Origin of the sequence: Lentzea sp. HUAS TT2, assembly GCF_051853195.1 — a bacterium.
Lineage (GTDB): Bacteria > Actinomycetota > Actinomycetes > Mycobacteriales > Pseudonocardiaceae > Lentzea.
Window position 1 is genome coordinate 4,493,652 of record NZ_CP196667.1, and the last position, 17,940, is coordinate 4,511,591.

General features: G+C 68.0%; 15 protein-coding genes. 9 read left to right on the forward strand and 6 right to left on the reverse strand.

The window, feature by feature from the left end; genetic code table 11:
- Positions 1-15 precede the first annotated feature (15 nt).
- From ACSHWB_RS22565 to ACSHWB_RS22585, 5 genes are all read left to right on the forward strand, one after another.
- On the forward strand, positions 16-630 hold the full coding sequence (locus ACSHWB_RS22565; RefSeq protein WP_090071479.1) for an ATP-dependent Clp protease proteolytic subunit: 615 nt from the start codon (positions 16-18) through the stop codon (positions 628-630).
- Positions 631-875: 245 nt separating this feature from the next.
- Positions 876-2,156 (forward strand): ATP-dependent Clp protease ATP-binding subunit ClpX, encoded by a 1,281-nt coding sequence (clpX, locus tag ACSHWB_RS22570; RefSeq protein WP_439663981.1) that lies wholly within the window; start codon positions 876-878, stop codon positions 2,154-2,156.
- A 73-nt stretch (positions 2,157-2,229) separates the two neighbouring features.
- Entirely contained in the window at positions 2,230-2,808 is a 579-nt protein-coding gene (locus ACSHWB_RS22575) for an RBBP9/YdeN family alpha/beta hydrolase (RefSeq protein ID WP_439663982.1), read from the forward strand.
- A 21-nt stretch (positions 2,809-2,829) separates the two neighbouring features.
- The gene (locus ACSHWB_RS22580) at positions 2,830-4,032 is read left to right on the forward strand and encodes a serine hydrolase domain-containing protein (RefSeq protein WP_439663983.1); all 1,203 of its coding nucleotides are present in this window, start codon (positions 2,830-2,832) and stop codon (positions 4,030-4,032) included.
- Positions 4,033-4,051: 19 nt separating this feature from the next.
- Positions 4,052-5,350, forward strand: coding sequence for a serine hydrolase domain-containing protein (locus ACSHWB_RS22585; RefSeq protein ID WP_439663984.1), 1,299 nt, complete (start codon positions 4,052-4,054; stop codon positions 5,348-5,350).
- Here the strand turns inward: ACSHWB_RS22585 and ACSHWB_RS22590 are convergent.
- From ACSHWB_RS22590 to tnpB, 4 genes are read right to left on the reverse strand one after another with little or no spacing between them, the layout of a single operon-like run.
- Positions 5,347-6,231: an alpha/beta hydrolase gene (locus tag ACSHWB_RS22590; protein ID WP_439663985.1), complete on the reverse strand. Its 885-nt coding sequence runs from the start codon at positions 6,229-6,231 to the stop codon at positions 5,347-5,349. The genes ACSHWB_RS22585 and ACSHWB_RS22590 overlap by 4 nt on opposite strands.
- A gap of 39 nt (positions 6,232-6,270) precedes the next feature.
- Positions 6,271-7,401, reverse strand: coding sequence for a CaiB/BaiF CoA transferase family protein (locus ACSHWB_RS22595; RefSeq protein ID WP_439663986.1), 1,131 nt, complete (start codon positions 7,399-7,401; stop codon positions 6,271-6,273).
- Positions 7,388-8,215 carry a formate dehydrogenase accessory sulfurtransferase FdhD gene (fdhD, locus tag ACSHWB_RS22600; RefSeq protein WP_439663987.1) on the reverse strand — a complete coding sequence of 276 codons (828 nt, stop codon included), beginning with the start codon at positions 8,213-8,215 and terminating at the stop codon, positions 7,388-7,390. The genes ACSHWB_RS22595 and fdhD overlap by 14 nt, the downstream gene beginning before the upstream one ends.
- Positions 8,203-9,639 (reverse strand): IS607 family element RNA-guided endonuclease TnpB, encoded by a 1,437-nt coding sequence (gene tnpB, locus ACSHWB_RS22605; protein WP_439663988.1) that lies wholly within the window; start codon positions 9,637-9,639, stop codon positions 8,203-8,205. Before tnpB ends, fdhD begins: the two co-directional genes overlap by 13 nt.
- Positions 9,640-9,883: 244 nt before the next feature.
- On the opposite strand from tnpB, the gene ACSHWB_RS22610 reads away from it, so the two are divergent.
- Both ACSHWB_RS22610 and ACSHWB_RS22615 read left to right on the forward strand, forming a co-directional pair.
- Positions 9,884-11,398 carry a phytoene desaturase family protein gene (locus ACSHWB_RS22610; protein WP_439663989.1) on the forward strand — a complete coding sequence of 505 codons (1,515 nt, stop codon included), beginning with the start codon at positions 9,884-9,886 and terminating at the stop codon, positions 11,396-11,398.
- 47 nt (positions 11,399-11,445) lie between these two features.
- Positions 11,446-11,937 carry a hypothetical protein gene (locus ACSHWB_RS22615; protein ID WP_355306883.1) on the forward strand — a complete coding sequence of 164 codons (492 nt, stop codon included), beginning with the start codon at positions 11,446-11,448 and terminating at the stop codon, positions 11,935-11,937.
- Here ACSHWB_RS22615 and ACSHWB_RS22620 read toward each other — a convergent pair.
- Positions 11,882-12,466, reverse strand: a complete 585-nt coding sequence (locus ACSHWB_RS22620; RefSeq protein ID WP_439663990.1) for a DUF2238 domain-containing protein — start codon at positions 12,464-12,466, stop codon at positions 11,882-11,884. The two genes, ACSHWB_RS22615 and ACSHWB_RS22620, sit on opposite strands and share 56 nt — an antisense overlap.
- 94 nt (positions 12,467-12,560) lie before the next feature.
- Between ACSHWB_RS22620 and ACSHWB_RS22625 the strand changes: the two genes are divergently transcribed.
- Positions 12,561-13,118 (forward strand): winged helix-turn-helix domain-containing protein, encoded by a 558-nt coding sequence (locus tag ACSHWB_RS22625; protein WP_439663991.1) that lies wholly within the window; start codon positions 12,561-12,563, stop codon positions 13,116-13,118.
- 271 nt (positions 13,119-13,389) lie between these two features.
- Positions 13,390-15,573, forward strand: a complete 2,184-nt coding sequence (locus ACSHWB_RS22630; RefSeq protein WP_439663992.1) for a glycosyl hydrolase family 28 protein — start codon at positions 13,390-13,392, stop codon at positions 15,571-15,573.
- Here the strand turns inward: ACSHWB_RS22630 and ACSHWB_RS22635 are convergent.
- Positions 15,566-17,851 carry an FdhF/YdeP family oxidoreductase gene (locus ACSHWB_RS22635; protein ID WP_439663993.1) on the reverse strand — a complete coding sequence of 762 codons (2,286 nt, stop codon included), beginning with the start codon at positions 17,849-17,851 and terminating at the stop codon, positions 15,566-15,568. The two genes, ACSHWB_RS22630 and ACSHWB_RS22635, sit on opposite strands and share 8 nt — an antisense overlap.
- Positions 17,852-17,940: the final 89 nt, after the last annotated feature.

Sequence of the window (17,940 nt, forward strand, 5' to 3'; positions counted from 1 at the left end):
GTGAGCCAGTTCCACATGCCTCAGTCGCGGTACGTGCTGCCGTCGTTCGTCGAGCGCACCAGCTATGGCATGAAGGAGTCGAACCCGTACAACAAGCTCTTCGAGGAGCGCATCATCTTCCTCGGCGTGCAGGTTGACGACGCTTCGGCCAACGACGTCATGGCGCAGCTGCTGGTGCTCGAGTCCGAGGACCCCGACCGCGACATCCTGATGTACATCAACTCGCCGGGTGGCTCGTTCACCTCGTTGATGGCCATCTACGACACGATGCAGTTCGTTCGCCCGGACATCCAGACGTACTGCCTCGGCCAGGCGGCCTCCGCCGCGGCCGTGCTGCTGGCGGCCGGCACGCCCGGCAAGCGCCACGCGCTGCCCAACGCGCGAATCCTGATCCACCAGCCTTCGATGGAGGGCGCGTACGGTCAGGTGTCCGACCTGGAGATCCAGTCGAACGAGATCCAGCGCGTGCGCCGCCTGATGGAGTCCACCCTCGCGCGGCACACGAACCGGACGGCGGAGGAGGTTCGCGAGAGCATCGAGCGCGACCGCATTCTGACGGCCGAAGAGGCCAGGGAGTACGGCATCGTCGACACGGTGCTGCCCTACCGCAAGCTTTCCGCCAAGTCCTGAGCGCGGTCGTCCTGAGGGCTGGGAATCCCCAGCCCCCGGGCACTGCGCGCCCACCCGACACGCCGATGTGACCGGTTATCTGGCCTGATCGGCGCGTCGGGGGGACGCGGGTCCTCCCCTGAAACGGGGTCGGCCAGGTACCGTCAGGAGAACGGGCTCAGCACCCACAGCCAGTGGGACTGCCACAGCAAGTCAGCAGGCGCACTACAGCAGGTGTGCGCCGGAGGGGACATAGGTCAGCGGTCATGGCGCGTATCGGTGACGGCGGCGACTTGCTGAAGTGCTCTTTCTGCGGAAAGAGCCAAAAGCAGGTGAAGAAGCTCATCGCCGGCCCCGGCGTTTACATCTGCGATGAGTGCATCGATCTCTGCAACGAGATCATCGAGGAGGAGCTGGCCGAAGCCGGTGACGTGAAGCTCGACGAGCTGCCGAAGCCCGCCGAGATCCACGAGTTCCTCGACCAGTACGTCATCGGCCAGAGCGATGCCAAGCGCACCCTGTCCGTCGCCGTCTACAACCACTACAAGCGCATCCAGGCGGGCGACCGCGGGCGCGAGGGTCGTGACGACGGCGTCGAGCTGGCGAAGTCGAACATCCTGATGCTCGGCCCGACGGGGTGCGGAAAGACCTACCTCGCGCAGACGCTCGCGAAGATGCTGAACGTGCCGTTCGCCATCGCCGACGCGACGGCGCTGACGGAGGCCGGGTACGTCGGTGAGGACGTCGAGAACATCCTCCTGAAGCTCATCCAGGCCGCCGACTACGACGTGAAGCGCGCCGAGACGGGCATCATCTACATCGACGAGGTCGACAAGATCGCTCGAAAGAGTGAAAACCCGTCGATCACGCGCGACGTGTCCGGCGAGGGTGTGCAGCAGGCGCTGCTCAAGATCCTCGAAGGCACGACGGCTTCGGTGCCCCCGCAGGGCGGCCGCAAGCACCCGCACCAGGAGTTCATCCAGATCGACACGACGAACGTGCTGTTCATCGTGGCCGGTGCCTTCGCGGGTCTCGAGAAGATCATTCAGGACCGGGTCGGCAAGAGGGGTCTCGGCTTCGGTGCCGAGGTCCGCTCCAAGGCCGAGACGGACGCGGCGGACTACTTCGCCGACTCCATGCCGGAGGACCTGATCAAGTTCGGTCTGATCCCCGAGTTCATCGGGCGTCTGCCGATGGTCGCCTCCGTCACGAACCTCGACAAGCCGTCGCTGGTGATGATCCTCACCGAGCCGAAGAACGCCCTGGTGAAGCAGTACCAGAAGCTCTTCGAGATGGACGGCGTCGAGCTCGAGTTCACCAAGACCGCGCTCGAGGCGATCGCCGACCAGGCGATCCTGCGCGGCACCGGTGCTCGTGGCCTCCGGGCGATCATGGAAGAGGTCCTGCTGCCCGTGATGTACGACATCCCGAGCCGCACGGACGTCGCCAAGGTCGTCATCACCGAGCAGACGGTGAAGGAGAACGTGAACCCGACCATCGTGGCCCGGCAGCCCTCGCGCCGGGAGCGTCGGGAGAAGTCGGCCTAGAGGGCCTAAGAGATCAAGTCGAAAGGGCGCCCGGTCACTGACCGGGCGCCCTTCGTCGTTCTAAGGTGGAGCCATGTCGTTGCCTCACGTGCTCCTGCTCCACGGTTACACCGGTTCCGGCCCCGGCCACTGGCAGCGCTGGCTGGCCCAGACGGTGTCCGAGCACGGCGGCCTCGCCGACCTGCCGCACTTCAGCAGCCCCGAGGCACCCGACCGCGACACGTGGCTCCGCGAGCTCGACACGCACCTCGAAGCGCTGCCGGCGGACCGCGAACGGGTCGTCGTCGCGCACTCCCTGGGCTGCTACCTCTGGCTGCACCACGCGGCCCGCGAGAACATCACGCACGTCGACCGGGTGCTGCTGGTCGCCCCGCCTGAGCTGGACCACCCGGAGCCGGCCATCAAGTCGTTCTTCCCGGCCCCGCTCGACCCGGCGAACCTGCGTCGCGCCGCCACCGAGACCCGCCTCGTCGCGGGCGAGGGTGACCCGCACTGCCCGATGCAGGCCGCGAAGCAGCTCGCCGAGGCGTTGCGCATCGAGATCGACGTGCTGCCCGGTGCCGGGCACATCAACATCGACGCGGGCTACGGGGAGTGGCCCGCGGTGCTCAAGTGGGTGCGGTCGAAGACGGTGCCGCTCTCACCTAGGTAGACATCACTTCCTGGGGGGAACGTGATCGAACTGAAGGAGCTCGTCGACGACCACGGCGTCGTCGGTGCGCAGCTCGCCGTCCTGGCCGACGGCGAGATCGCCACCGTGGCCGCGGGCGTGCTGAACACCGGCACGCGCGCGCCGGTGACGCCGGACTCGCTGTTCCAGATCGCGTCGGTCACGAAGATCTGGACGGCCACGCTCGTCCAGGAACTGGTGAACGAGGGCAGGCTCGACCTGGACCGCCCGGTGCGCGACGTCCTGCCGGGTTTCCGGCCGGTGATCACGTCGCGCCACCTGCTCACCCACACGTCGGGCCTCGACGGCGATCTTTTCCACGACACCGGTTCCGGCGACGACGCGGTGGAGAAGTTCGTGGCACGGTTGGAAGACGCAGAGCAGATCAGTCCGCCGGGTGAGCTGTGGTCGTACTGCAACAGCGGCTTCACCGTGCTCGGCCGGATCGTGGAAGTGTTGCGCGGAAAGCCTTTCAACACCGTCCTCAAGGAACGGCTGGCGACCCCGCTCGGTCTCACCGTGGCGACGACCTACGCGGAGGGCGAGGCACTGCACGCCGCAGTGGGCCATGTGGACGGACAGCCGGTGACCGATCCGGGACCGGAGTCCGACTGGCCCGCCGGGTCGGCGCTGGCGATGAGCGCACAGGACCTGCTCGCGTTCGCGCGCATGCACCTGGCGACACCGGCGTTCGCGGTGATGCGCGAGCCGCAGGTTTCGTTGCCGGACTTCGGGTATCGCTCCCGGTGGGGTCTCGGCTGGGAGCTGCACGACTACTCCGGGGGCCTCGTGGTGGGCCACAACGGCGGCAACAAGGGCCTGAGCGCGTACCTGCGGGTCGCGCCGGAACGCGGGGTCGCGGTCGCCCTGGTCGCCAGCGGTGGACGGGCGCAGGCGGTGTTCGACGACGTCGTCAGGAACCTCTTCAGCGACCTCGCGCGTGTGCGCCGGTCCGAGTTGCCGCTGCCGCCCGCCGATCCCGAGTCGGTGGACGTGGCACGTGTGGTGGGCGCCTATCGCTGCGCGGGCCACGAAGTGGTTGTCACACAGGCAGAACACGGACGCGTGCTGGTCCGGCTCGACGGGGACGAGCGCGAGTTCGTGGCGCTGCGCGACGACGCGTTGATCGCCGTGGAGAAGCCGCACACCGTGCTGGTGCTCGTGAACGGCTTGCTGCACTTCGGACGGGCAGCCGCCCGGATCTGAGAACTTCTGGGGGAGAAGCATGATCAATCTGGATGAACTGATCGCGGCACACGGCGTCGTGGGCGCCCAGGTCGCGGTGCTGCACAACGACGAGATCGTCGACGTGGCAGCAGGTGTGCTGAACAACGTCACCGGTGAGAAGGTGACCACCGGCTCCATCTTCCAGATCGGGTCGATCACCAAGATCTGGACGGCGACGCTCGTCCAGGAGCTGGTGAACGAGGGTCTGCTCGACCTCGACCGCCCGGTGCGTGACGTGCTTCCGGAGTTCAGGCTCGCCGACGAGGAGGCCGCGCGGATCATCACGCCACGGCACCTCCTCACCCACACCGCCGGGTTCCAGGGCGATCTCTTCCACGACACCGGCAACGGTGACGACATGCTGGAGAAGTACGTCGAGCGACTGGTGGACGCAGAGCAGGAAGTCCCGCCGGGCGAGCTCTACACGTACTGCAACAGCGGCTTCACGTTGCTCGGCCGGATCGTGGAAGTGGTGCGCGGCAAGCCTTTCCGCGCTGTGCTCCGGGAACGTCTCATCGAACCGCTCGGGCTGCGCACCGCCGCCGTGAGCCACGCCGAGTACGCGGCCCAGACTCTCGCGACAGGACACCTGGGCGAGAGGCCCAAGCCTGCGGACCGGCTGATGGCCGAGAGCGACGCGCCGGCGGGAACGGCACTCGCGATGAGCGCGCGGGACCTGCTGGAGTTCGTGCGGATGCACCTCGACACCAGCGAGTTCGACGTGATGCGCGAGCCTCAGGTCGTGCCGCCGGACTTCGGGTACAGCGGCAAGCAGGGGCTCGGCTGGATGTTGCACGACTACGCCGGGGGCGTCACCGGCATGGGCCACACCGGATCGACCGTCGGGTTCCGGGCCTTCCTGAGGGTGGTTCCGGAGGCCCGGCTCGCGGTCGCGGTCCTCACCAACGGCGGACCGCCCCTGCCGCTCGTGCGCGCGGTCTTCGACGAGGTGCTGGGCGACCTGGCGGGCATCACTGTGCCCGACTTTCCCACACCGCCGCCGCTGCCGGTGGCGGTCGACGTCGAGCGGGTCGTCGGCGTCTACCGCTCCACCGGGCTGGAGAGGCACGTCACCGAAGGCGACGGGGGCCGGGTGAAGCTGCGGTACGTGGCGCTCGACCCTGGCTGGGAGTCCTTCGTCGACGACGAAGAGCACGAGTACACCGGCCTGCGGCATGACGCGTTGATCGCAGTCGAGGAGGAGAACGGGTTCCATCCGGTGGTCGTCCTGCACGGACGCGACGAGCAGAACCGGGTGAAGTACCTGCACTGGGGCAGGGCGGCCCGCAGGGTCTAGACGGCGCGCTTCGCGTACTTGGCGAGGAACTGCACGACGTCGGGCGTCACCTTCCGGTACAGCCCGTCGTCGTGGCCGCCGCCCTTCACCGCGCTCACCTCGGGCCGCACCTCGCGGATGAACCGCCGGGTGCCCTCGATGAACCTGTCGCGGTCGCCGATCCACACGCCCAGCGCCGTCGGGCCGGTCGACCTGATGTGCCGCAACGGGTCGAGCGACGCCCACTCGCCCTCGTTCTTGAACGCCCGCCGCTTCGCCATCTCCGGCCACGTGGTGATCAGGCCGGGGGAGATGGCCGCGGCGGCCGCGACCGGGTCACCGCGTTCGGCCCTGCGGCGCGCGTAGAGCAGCGCGCCGAAGCCGCCCATCGACACACCCGTCACCGCGAACGGCTCGCCGTAGCCGCGTTCCTTGAGCCAGGCGGGGACCTCGTCGAGCAGCATGGCCATCGGGTCGTCGCCGGCGACGTTCTCGTGCCAGTAGTTGTTGCCGCCGTCGACGGCGACGAAGCCGAACGCGGGCACCGAGCCCTTCGCGACGGCGGCGGCCAGGACGTCGGGCAGGTTGCCCACCGCGGCGTGCTTGGCGTCGCCGTTCAGGCCGTGCAGCAGGATCGACATCGGCAGGCCGCGGGGGTTCGCGCCGGCCGGCAGGTAGAAGGCGAGGGTGACCTCGCGGTGGCGGGCCGTCGAGTACACGCGCTCGAAGCGGATCACGGGCTTCGCGGCGGAGGCGGTCCTCACCTTGTCCGCGGTCGCGATCTGCTGCTGCTCGACGGCGCCGGAGGACGACGACACGTACGTCGCGACGCCCATGGCTGTCGCGATGACCACGCCGATCGCCGCGAGGAGGGTGCGGCGGCTGTACCTCGGTTCCCCCATGCTCACCTCATCGCGTGGGCGCCGTTCCTCGTTTCCTTCTCAGAGGACGGAACGCACGCGTAAGGAAGTCAGTTCCTCACCCGAATAGCCCAGCCAGCTCAGCACGTCGTCATTGTGCTCGCCGAGAGCGGGGACCGCAGCCGGTGACCACTCGAAACCGGCTACCGGCGGCGGCAGCATCCGGGCCGTCCCACCGGGAACGCGCACGTCAACCCACGTGTCGAGCTGCGGGTGGGTGGCCAGGTCGGTGACCGGGCGGGTGAGCGCGGCGGGCACGTCGGCGGCGTTCAGCGTGGTCAGCAACTCGGCCGCGGTGAGGTCCGAAAACGCCTGTTCGAGCAGTTTCTGCAGCTCGGCGCGGTGCTCCACACGGGACGCCACTGTGGCGAACCTCTCCTCCGGTGCCAGGCCGATCAGCCCGCAGAGCCGCTGCCACTGCCCGTCGTTCTGCACGGCCAGGTGCACGGCGCCGTCCGCGCAGGCCACCGGCCCGTACGGCGCGATGCTCGGGTGGTGCGCGCCCGACCGAGGGGCAGCGGCGCCCGTCCCGGCGGCGTAGAGCATCGGCTGGTGCATCCACTCGGCCATCGCTGCGAAGAGTGACAACCGCAGCCGGGCACCAACACCGGTCCGGCCGCGTTGTAGCAACGCCGCCAACACTGCGGCCTGCAGCTGGACGCCCGCCGCGATGTCCGCGACCGAGATCCCGGCACGGGCCATCACGTCGCCCTCGCCGGTCAGCGACACCAGCCCCGCCTCGGACTGCACCAGCGCGTCGAACGCCTTGCGGTCCGCGTACGGGCCCTCCCAGCCGTAGCCGGACAGCTCACCGACGATCAGCGACGGCGGCAGCTCCAGCGCGAGCCGCTCCCACACCCGCGGCGAGAGGTTGCACAGCAGCACGTCGGCGCGGGACACCAGCCGTTCCAGCACCTCGCGGCCGTCCGGGTGGGTGATGTCCAGCGACACCGACTCCTTGCCCACGTTCGTCCACGCGAAGTACGACGACACCTCGCCGCACGCAGAGTCGTAGTGGCGCGCGAAGTCTCCGGTGCCCGGCCGTTCGATCTTGATGACCCGCGCGCCCAGGTCGGCCAGCAACCGCGTCGCGTACGGCACGGCGACGGCCTGCTCCAGGCTCACCACCACGACGCCGTCAAGCGGTCTCAAGCACGCGCTCCCCACCGGTGTAGATGTTCATCGAGTCGCCGCGCAGGAACCCGACGAGCGTCATGCCCTGCTCCTGCGCCAGCTCGACCGCGAGCGACGACGGCGCCGACACCGCGGCCAGCACGGGGATCCCGGACATCGCGGCCTTCTGCACCAGCTCGAACGACGCCCGCCCGGACACCATCAGCACCGCGCCGCGCAACGGCACGAGGTTCTGCAGCACCGCCCAGCCCAGCACCTTGTCGACGGCGTTGTGCCGGCCCACGTCCTCGCGGACCACCAGCAGCTCGCCGTCGACGAAGAGCCCGGCCGCGTGCAGCCCGCCGGTGCTCTCGAAGACCTTCTGCCGTTCCCGCAACGCGTCCGGGAAGCCCGTCAGCGCCTCGGGTGTGACCGTCACCTCGTCCAGCGCGGGCGAGTAGCGGGTCTTGAGCTTCACCGCGTCCAGCGCGCCCTTGCCGCACACCCCGCACGACGACGTGGTGTAGAAGTTCCGCTCCACCCCGGTGTCCGGCGGCGGCACACCGTCGGCCAGCGCGACGTCCAGCACGTTGTAGGTGTTCAGCCCGTCCGGCCCGGTGCCCTCGCAGAACCGGGCGATCGAGATGTCCTCCGACGACCCGATGACACCCTCGCTGAGCAGGAAGCCGTGCGCGAGCTCGACGTCGTGGCCCGGCGTGCGCATCGTGACCGCCAGCGCCTTCCCGTTGACCCGCAGCTCCAGCGGTTCCTCGGCGGCGAGCGAGTCGACTCTGCGCCGACGACCGCTCGGCGACACGCGTTCGACCGCTCGGCGCACCGTCACTCGGCCCATGTGCACATCTCCTTCGGACCGCTATGTTCCGTTACCTGAAATGCGTGTTCGCGTTCAGGCAGCCGTCGCCTTGCGGTGGCGGCGTTGGCCCGCGCTGGTGGTGCGGGTCTTCCCGTGGCAGTACCCGCTGCCCACACGGTGTGGGGCTGACATGGGTTTCCATCGGGCTTGTTTAGCGTCCCGGCGCAACTCTCCGTGGACGTGCTGACCGTTGTCTTGCCGACGAGTGCGGCGAGGTTGCGGGCAGCGTTGAGGTCGCGGTCGAGCACGAGGCCGCATTCGTCGCAGTGGTACTTCCGGACTCGCAGCGGCAGTTTGGTTTTCACCGCGCCGCAGTCCGAGCAGGTTTTCGAGGACGGGTACCAACGGTCAGCGATGACCAGCCGAACACCGCCCCAGGCCGTCTTGTAGACGATCTGCCGCCGCAACTCGCCCATTCCCACACCCGCGATGTGGCGAGCCAGGCGACGGTTGCGCAGCATCCCGGAGACGTTGAGGTCTTCCAAAACGATCACGCTGTGGGCGGACACCAGGCGGGTGGTGAGTTTGTGCATGCCGTCCCGGCGTGCGCAGGCGACTCGCGCATGGCGTCGCGCAATGCGTGCCTGGGTTGTGCGCCAACGATTCGAGGGTTTCTGTCCGGTGCGTTTGTCGGGGCCGGTGCGGCGGGCGGCTTGGCGTTGCAGGCGGCGTAGCTCACGCTGCGCGATGTCCAGGTGCCGCGGGTTGGGAACGATCTCACCTGTGGACATCACGGCGAGTGACTTGACGCCGAGGTCGACGCCGACTGCTGTTCCGCGTCGCACGGGCGCCAGGCCGGTGCGGGTGATCTCCACCGAGAAAGAGCAGAACCAGCGGCCGGATCGGTAGGAGATGGTGGCGGACCGGATGCGAGCAGTGCCTCGTTCCGCATGGCGGGCGAGCTTGCGTGTGGACTCGTGGGTGCGGATTGTTCCGATGCGAGGCAGCTTCACGTGCCGCCGATTGTCGGTCAGGCCGAACGCACCGGTGGTGAACCGGCACGACCAGCCGCTGCGTTTGCCTTTGAACCGAGGGAACCCGACCTGGGGGCCACGTCGATTACCGGAGCGAGAGGCCTGCCAGTTCGTCAGCGCTACGGCGAGGTTGAGCAGGCCGGACGAGTAGGCCTCTTTGGAGTTCGCGCTCCACCACGGAGCGGCGTCCGACTTGGCCCGGTTCCAGTCCTTGCGCAGGGTGTAGGCCGACCACGAGACCAGCGGGGTGAGCTGATCGACGGGAATGTCATAGGACTTCTCGGCCGTGCGCTGGTCCAGGTTCGCTTTGATCCGCGCCAGGCCCCAGTTGAACGCGTAGCGCTGACCGCCGCAATGCGATCGCAACATCGCTTCCTGTGCCGGTGCCGGATCGAGCGCGAACTGGTACGCCTGAACAACCGTGCTCATTCGACGATCCCGGTAGGTTCGTGCCTTGTGAGTCCCGATGGTCGTGGTGACCGCCGGCATGGACCGGTCACGGGGTAACGCACTGCTCGTGAGTGTGAGCCCGCGTTGGAGTCAGCTCTCCGCGACTCCCACAGTAGAACATATGCTCGAACACAAATACCCACTGACCTCGAACAGTTCGTAACCCCTCTGATCAGGCTACGGACGTGTTCCAGTGGAATCGAGCCCGAAGGGATCGAGGGGCATGGACGACGTCGTGATCGTGGGGGGCGGCCACAACGGATTGGTGGCGGCCGCGTACCTCGCACGGGCGGGGAAGTCGGTCAGGGTGCTGGAGAAGCTGCCGCACGTCGGCGGGGCCGCGGTGAGCGCCTCACCGTGGGAGGGCGTTGACGCCCGGCTCTCGCGCTTCTCGTACCTCGTGTCGCTGCTGCCCGACCAGATCGTGTCGGATCTGGGGCTGAAGCTGGCTTTGAGGTCTCGTTCGGCCTCCTCGTACACGCCGAACGGCAAGGCGGGGCTGCTCGTCGAACGCTCACCGGGCGAGGCGACGGTGGCGTCGTTCGAGGCGGTCTGCGGGTCGCTGGAGGACTGGGAGCGGTGGCAGCGCTGGTACGCCGACCTGGAGCTGATGGCTGCCGCACTGGCGCCGACTCTTTTGGAACCGTTGGTGTCACGGGAACATCTGCGCGTGCACGTCGACTCGGTGGTGCGCGGCCGGTTGTGGGAGCAGGTCTTCGAACGGCCGATCGGCGCGACGCTGCAGGAACTGTTCGAGAACAACCTGGTGCGCGGTGTCGTCGCCACGGACGCGTTGATCGGCACGCACTCGTCGCTGCATTCGTTGCGCGCCAACAAGTGCTTCCTCTACCACGTGATCGGCAACGGCACGGGGGAGTGGAAGGTCCCGGTCGGCGGCATGGGCGGGGTCACCGCCGAGCTGGAAAGGGTCGCGCGCGAGGCCGGTGCTCAGATCATCACCGGCGCCGAGGTCACCTCCGTCGAGTCGGACGGCTCGACCGCCTCCGTGACGTACGGCGACACGACCGTGCAGGCCCGGTTCGTGCTGTCCAACGTGGCGCCGTCGGTGCTGGGACGGTTGCGGGGCAAGGAGGTGCAGGACGCACCCGGCTGTCAGCTGAAGATCAACATGCTGCTGCGCAGGCTGCCCGAGTTGCGCTCCGGTGTCGACGCACGGCTGGCGTTCGCGGGGACGTTCCACCTCGACGAGTCCTACGACCAGCTGGAGACCGCTTACCTGGAGAGCGCGGCCGGCCACGTGCCGTCGGTGCTGCCGGGCGAGATGTACTGCCACTCGCTGACCGACCCGTCGATCCTCGGGCCGTCGCTGCAGGGCCACGAGACGTTGACGCTGTTCGGCCTGCACCTGCCCGCGTCGTTGTTCGAGGGCCGCAACACCGAGCTCCGCGACGAGCTGGTGGCGCGCTACCTCGACCAGCTCAACGCGCACCTCGTGGAGCCGATCCAGGACTGCCTGGCCCTCGACGCCCAGGGCAGGCCGTGCATCGAGGCGCGCACTCCGCTGGACCTGGAGGAGGAGCTCGGACTGCCGGGTGGCAACATCTTCCACGGCGAGCTCGACTGGCCCTTCGCCGAGACCGACGACCAGGTCGGCAAGTGGGGCGTCGAGACCGACGTGGCCAACGTCCTCGTCTGCGGGGCCGGCTCCCGGCGTGGCGGCGGGGTCAGCGGCATCGGCGGGCACAACGCCGCCAGGGCCGTCCTCGAACGCGTTTGAGATATTTTTGATGACACTCCGCGTCATCTCTGGTTACAGTTGGCGGCGTGGGGGACTTCTACGGGATCGCGGAGATCGCCGACGCCATGGGGCTCAGTCGGCAGTTGGTCGCTGTCTGGCGCAAAAGGCGCTCGCACGGCATCCCTGAGCCGGACGCGGAACTCGCGTCCGGCCCGATCTGGCGGCGCGAGACGGTCGAGCCGTGGATCGAACGCACGCGCGGCCGGCTGGGCCTCGCGGGCACGCGGGAGTCGGCGAGCAGGAGCCTTCGCCTGCGCACCTGCCGCCGGGTGCTGCGGCTGGCGGCGTTGATGCTGGAGGAGCCGCAACGGCCGCGCGTGCTCAACGAGGCCGCGGACCAGCTGCGCGACCTGATCCACGAGGTCGACCAGTCCGCGGACGACGTCGTCGGCGCGCTGCTGCGCGAGCTCGTCGAGCCGGTCCGCGACCCGGACGTGCCCGCGGAGCTGTTGCGGGTGCCGGTCATCGAGTCGCTGCCGCTGGTGACCGCCGTCGCACGCAACTCGCCAGACTGGTGACGAGCGCGCCGAGCGCCGCCAGCGCCATGTCGGCGTGGGCGTCCCACATGTCGCCCTGCTGGCCGTTGTAGGCCTCGGCGACGTCGGGCGCGAGGGTCATCGCGATCGCCCACTCCAGCAGTTCGTAGAGCGCGCTCGTCGCGAGCACGATCTCCAGCGACCGCAACCACTTCCGGCGCAGCACCGCGGTCAGGCACACGCCGTACGCGAAGTGCACGAGCCGGTCGAAGTGGTTGCGTTCCCAGGAGAACGCCTCCGACAGCCGCACGCCGGACAGCGCGTCCGTCCAGTCGTCGTACGGGACGAACGAGTAGATCCACCGCGCCGCAATCGTGTGCAGCGCCAGGAACACCAGCGCCCACGCCCACTGCGCGGTGTCCAGCCTGCGTCCGAGCAGCCACAGCGCCACGAGCGCCACCGCCGTCAACGAGCTGTGCAACGCCTGCTCGGCGGGCCACGACGGGTTGATCCACGTCACCGCCACCAGCGCGCCGAACGCGCCCAGCAGCCACCACTTCCCCCAGGTCATGCGCACAGCCTGACGGATCTTGGCCGGTTTTATATCAGGATTTATATATCAAGGAACCTTGCTAAAGGTTTATTGATCTGGGTACCGTGGTGTCATGACGAGCAGTCCGATCACTGACCCCAAGGCGCTTCGGGCGCTCTCGCACCCGTTCCGGTGGAAGCTGCTCCAGCTGCTCATCGAGGAGGGGCCGCGCACTGCCACCCAGTGTTCGGAGGCGCTCGGTGAGAGTGTGGCGAGCTGCTCGTACCACCTGAACATGCTGGCCAAGTACGGCTTCGTCGAAGAGGTGGAAGGCCCGGGTCGGCAGAAGCCCTGGAAGATCGTTCCGAAGCGTCAGTCGATCTCGTCGGACGGTCTCGAAGGCGAGGCGGCGATGGCGGCGGAGGCGGCCGCGATGGCCTACCTGGACCAGGAGTTCGAACGCATCCGGGACCGTCTTCGGCTGCGTGAGCACCTGCCGGAGGAGTGGCGCCCGGCTGTCGGCACCGAGGGCACCGTCAAGTTCCTCACCGCTGAGGAGGCGGTCGAGTACCTGGCGGAGTTGCAGGCGCTTCTGGACAAGTACGACGAGCGTCGGCTGGACGCCACGTTGCGGCCGGACGGGGCCAGGGCGGTCAGGTTCTTCCTGAGCTCCACGGTCGCACCCGAGTAACACCAACGAACTGAGGGGATTGCCATGTTCTCGCCCCATGATGCGTTTGCTATCGCGAAGCAGCGCCAGGCCGACTTCGAGGCCGACGCGGCCGCGCACAGGCTCGTTCGCGCATCCGAGGAGGCCACGCAACCCGAGAAGCGGGTCGGCGGAGGCTTACTCGCGACGGGTCGCCGCCGCTGGAGGCTGTTCGGGCGCGTTCGACCGGCGTAGCGTGTGAGCTCCCCGCCGCCGTAAACGTTTTCACGACGTTACAACGGGGAGGACATCCGTGTTACGCAGACTCGGCGTGGCGGTGACCGCGGCACTGCTGGGCATCACGATGCTGGCGGAACCCGCTCAGGCGGCGGACTTCAACGTCAAGGACTACGGGGCCGCCGGCAACGGCAGCGCGAACGACACGGCGGCCATCGACAGGGCGATCACCGCGGCGAACGCGGCGGGTGGCGGGACCGTGCGGTTCCCGTCCGGCACGTACCGCTCGCCCAACTCGATCCACATGAAGAGCAACGTGACGCTCCAGCTCGACTCCGGCGCCACGATCATGGGCGCGAGCGGCAACGGGTACGACAAGCCGGAGCCCAACCCCCACGACAAGTACCAGGACTACGGGCACAGCCACTTCCACAACGCCATGATCTGGGGCGACCGGCTGACCGACATCGGCTTCGTCGGCTCCGGCACGATCGACGGCGGTGGCGCGCTGATCACCGGCAACCCGGACAGCGGGCAGGCCGACAAGATCATCTCGTTGACGCGCTGCGAGAACCTCACGGTCAGCGGCATCAAACTCCGCCGCGGCGGCCACTTCGCGATGCTGATCAACGGGTGCCGCAACGTCGTGTCCGACCGGCTCACGATCGACACCGCGAGCGACCGCGACGGCTGGAACGTCATCAGCACCACCAACGTCACGATCACCAACGGCAACTTCGCGGGCAACGACGACGCGCTGGCGTTCAAGAGCGACTACGCGCTCGGCCAGAAGCTGAGCAACGGCAATGTGAAGGTCTACGACACCAGGCTCAGCGCGGGGTGCTGCAACGCGTTGATGTTCGGCTCGGAGACGTGTGGCGACTTCACCGGCTACGACTTCCAGCGCATCCAGATCCAGGGTTCCAACAAGTCGGGGCTGGGGCTCGTCTCGATGGACGGCTCGGTCATCTCCGACGTGCGCTACAAGGACATCACCGTCAGCGGCGTGCGGTCGCCGATCATGCTCAAGGTCGGCGCCCGCAAACGCTGCGGCAACAGTCCGGGCGTCGGCACGATCAAGAACATCACCTACGACAACATCACGATCAACGGCGCCTCGCCGTCGTTCAGCCCCACGATCATGGGTGACGTCGACGGCCACGTCACCGACGTGACCTTCACCAACGTGAAGATCAACGTGCCGGGCGGCAACGGCACCATGTCGACGAACCCGCCGAGCAACGACCGCACCAACTACAACCCGAACAGCATCGGCACCCGGCCCGCGTACGGCTGGTACATCCGTTACGCCGACCGCATCAGCTTCCTCAACAGCGCCGTGGCCTTCACCAACAACGACGGCAGGCCCGCGGTGATCGCCGACAACTCCACCGACCTCACGTTCGACACGTTCGGCTGGGAGCGGGGCACTGGCAGTCCGACGGACTTCCTCTTCCGCAACACCAACGGTTTCTGCGTCCGCAACTCGGGCGCGCCACGCGTGCAGAACACCGGCTCCACCGAGAAGTGCGGGAACGACTTCAGTCTTGCCGTCGACCCCGCGTCACGCGTGGTCACACCGGGGGAGACGGCGTCGTTCACCGTCAGCGCGGCCTCGACCGGTTCGCCGGGCCCGATCAGCCTCGACGCGGACAACGTGCCCGCCGGGACGGTGGTGCAGTTCAACCCGGCCACGATCAACGCTGGTCAGACGTCCACGATGACGGTGGCGACGCTGCCGGACACACCACACGGCTCGACGAACATCAACGTCATCGGCACGGCCGGTCAGATCACGCGGTCGGCCGTCGCCATCCTGACCGTCGGAGACCAGCCCGCGGAACTGGAACTGAGCGGACTGACCGTGGCGGACACCGGGAACGCGGGCGACTGGTCGGTGCAGAACGGCCTGCGCGCGGGTGTCGCGCAGTACGGCGACCGCGACTTCACGTTCAGCGCGGTGCCGGAGGAGGTGGCGGGAGCGAAGTGGATCCGCACGGCCAACGACTCGAAGTCGGCGACGCAGAACCCGTTGGCGCGCTTCACGATCAACCGCGACGCGCTGGTCTACGTCGCGGTCGACACGCGGCTCGGCAAACGCCCGTGGATGGACGCGCTGTGGCTCGACAGCGGCCTGCAGCTGGTCAACACCGAAGGGTCCCCGAAGACCTTCCGCCTGTACGCCAAGGGCTTCCGGGCGGGGACGGTCGAACTGGGACCCAACGGCGGTGCCAGCAACTACACGGTCATGGCTAAATAGCCTCCAAGCGCACGATCACCGACTTGGACGTCGGCGTCCCCGAGATGTCCGCCTTGGAGTCCAGCGGCACCAACGGGTTCGCCTCGGGGAAGTACGTGGCCACGCATCCGCGCGCGGTCGAGTACGACACGATCCGGAACGACTCGGCGCGGCGTTCGACGACGCCCGTCGGGTCGTCCTTCCACTCCGAGATGATGTTGACCATCTGGCCGTCCTCGAACCCCAGGGCCTTGATGTCGTCGGGGTTCACGAACACCACGCGACGGCCGTCCTTCACGCCGCGGTAGCGGTCGTCCAGGCCGTAGATCGTGGTGTTGTACTGGTCGTGGCTGCGCAGGGTCTGCATCAGCAGCCGGCCCTCGGGGATCTCGATGACCGTGAGCTCGTTCGCCGTGAAGTTCGCCTTGCCGGTCGCCGTCGCGAACTCCTGGTGGTCGCGCGGCGGGTGCGGCAGCACGAAACCGTCGGGCTGACGCACGCGAGTGTTGTAGTCCGTGCAGCCCGGCACGACACGGGAGATGTGCTCGCGAACGACGTCGTAGTCCTTCTCGAACTCCTCCCACGCAACGGGGTGCGAGGCGCCGAGCGTCTTGCGCGCGAGCCGGCAGACGATCGACACCTCGGACAGCAGCTGCTCCGACGCGGGCTTCAAACGGCCCCGCGAGCGGTGCACGACCGACATCGAGTCCTCGACCGTCACGAACTGCTCGCCCGAGTGCTGCACGTCGCTCTCGGTGCGGCCCAGCGCGGGCAGGATCAGCGCGGTGCGGCCGTGGACCACGTGCGAGCGGTTGAGCTTCGTGGAGACGTGCGCCGTCAGCGAGCACTGCTCCAGCGCCTTCTCGGTCACGGGGGTGTCCGGGGTGGCGCTGACGAAGTTGCCGCCCATCGCGATGAACACCTTGCCGAGGCCTTGGCGCATCGCGTTGATCGCGTCGACGGTGTCGAAACCGTGCTTGCGCGGCACCGAGATGCTGAACTCGTTCTCCAGGGCCAGCAGGAACTTCTCCGGCATCTTCTCGTAGATGCCCATGGTGCGGTCGCCCTGCACGTTCGAGTGGCCGCGCACCGGGCACAGGCCCGCGCCCGGCTTGCCGATCATGCCGCGCAGGAACATGACGTTCGTGACCTCGCGGATCGTCGGCACGCTGTGCTTGTGCTGCGTCAGGCCCATGGCCCAGCACGCGATCGTGGCCTTCGAGTCGACGAACATGCCGGCCACGCGCGTGATCTGCTCTCGGGTCAGGCCGGTCGCGGTCAGCACGCTGTCCCAGTCGAGCTCGCGCAGGCTCTCCGCGTACTCCTCGAAACCGTGCGTCTTGGCCTCGATGAACTTCCTGTCGAGCTTGTCCCACTGCAGCAGCAGATGCCCGATCGCCTGGAACAGCGCCTGGTCGCCGCCGACCCTGATCTGCACGAACTCGTCGCACAGCGCGGTGCCGCGGCCGACGACGCCCGCGACGTTCTGCGGGTTCTTGAACCGCATCAGGCCCGCTTCCGGCAGCGGGTTGATCGCGATGATCTTCGCGCCGTTCTTCTTCGCGTCCTCGAGCGCGCTGAGCATGCGCGGGTGGTTCGTGCCGGGGTTCTGGCCGATGACCACGATGAGGTCGGCGAGGTCGAAGTCCTTGATCGACACCGAGCCCTTGCCGATGCCGATCGTCTCGTTGAGCGCCGAGCCGGACGACTCGTGGCACATGTTCGAGCAGTCCGGCAGGTTGTTGGTGCCGAACGAGCGGACCAGCAGCTGGTAGAGGAACGCGGCCTCGTTGCTGGTGCGGCCGGAGGTGTAGAAGATCGCCTCGTCCGGCGATGACAGCGATGTCAGCTCTTCTGCGATGAGCGTGAACGCGGCGTCCCAGCTGATCGGTGTGTAATGCGTCGCACCCGGCTTCAGAACCATCGGTTCGGTGATCCGGCCCTGCTGGCCGAGCCAGTAGTCCGTCTTCGTCCGGAGGCTCTCGATGGAGTGCTCGGCGAAGAACTCGGGCCCGATTCGTCGTTTGGTGGCCTCCTCCGCGACGGCCTTCGCGCCGTTCTCGCAGAACTCCGCCAACTTGCGGTGGCCCTGCGGTTCAGGCCACGCGCAACCGGGACAGTCGAAACCTTCACGCTGGTTGAGCAGTCGCAACGTCTTGACCGTGCGCCCGACACCCATCTGCTCGACCGCGCGGTCGAGCGACACGAGCACACCGGGAATACCCGCTGCCCAGGTCTTGGGGGTGCTGACTTCGAGCGCGGACTCGTCGACGTCGTGCTGCGGGGGCTTGCTGCTCATGGCTGCATTCTTCGCTGATCGACGTCGGCGCCGCCAGCGCCCCCGAAGAACGCGGCGGCGCCGTCGACACGGGCCCCAAGGGGTTTGCA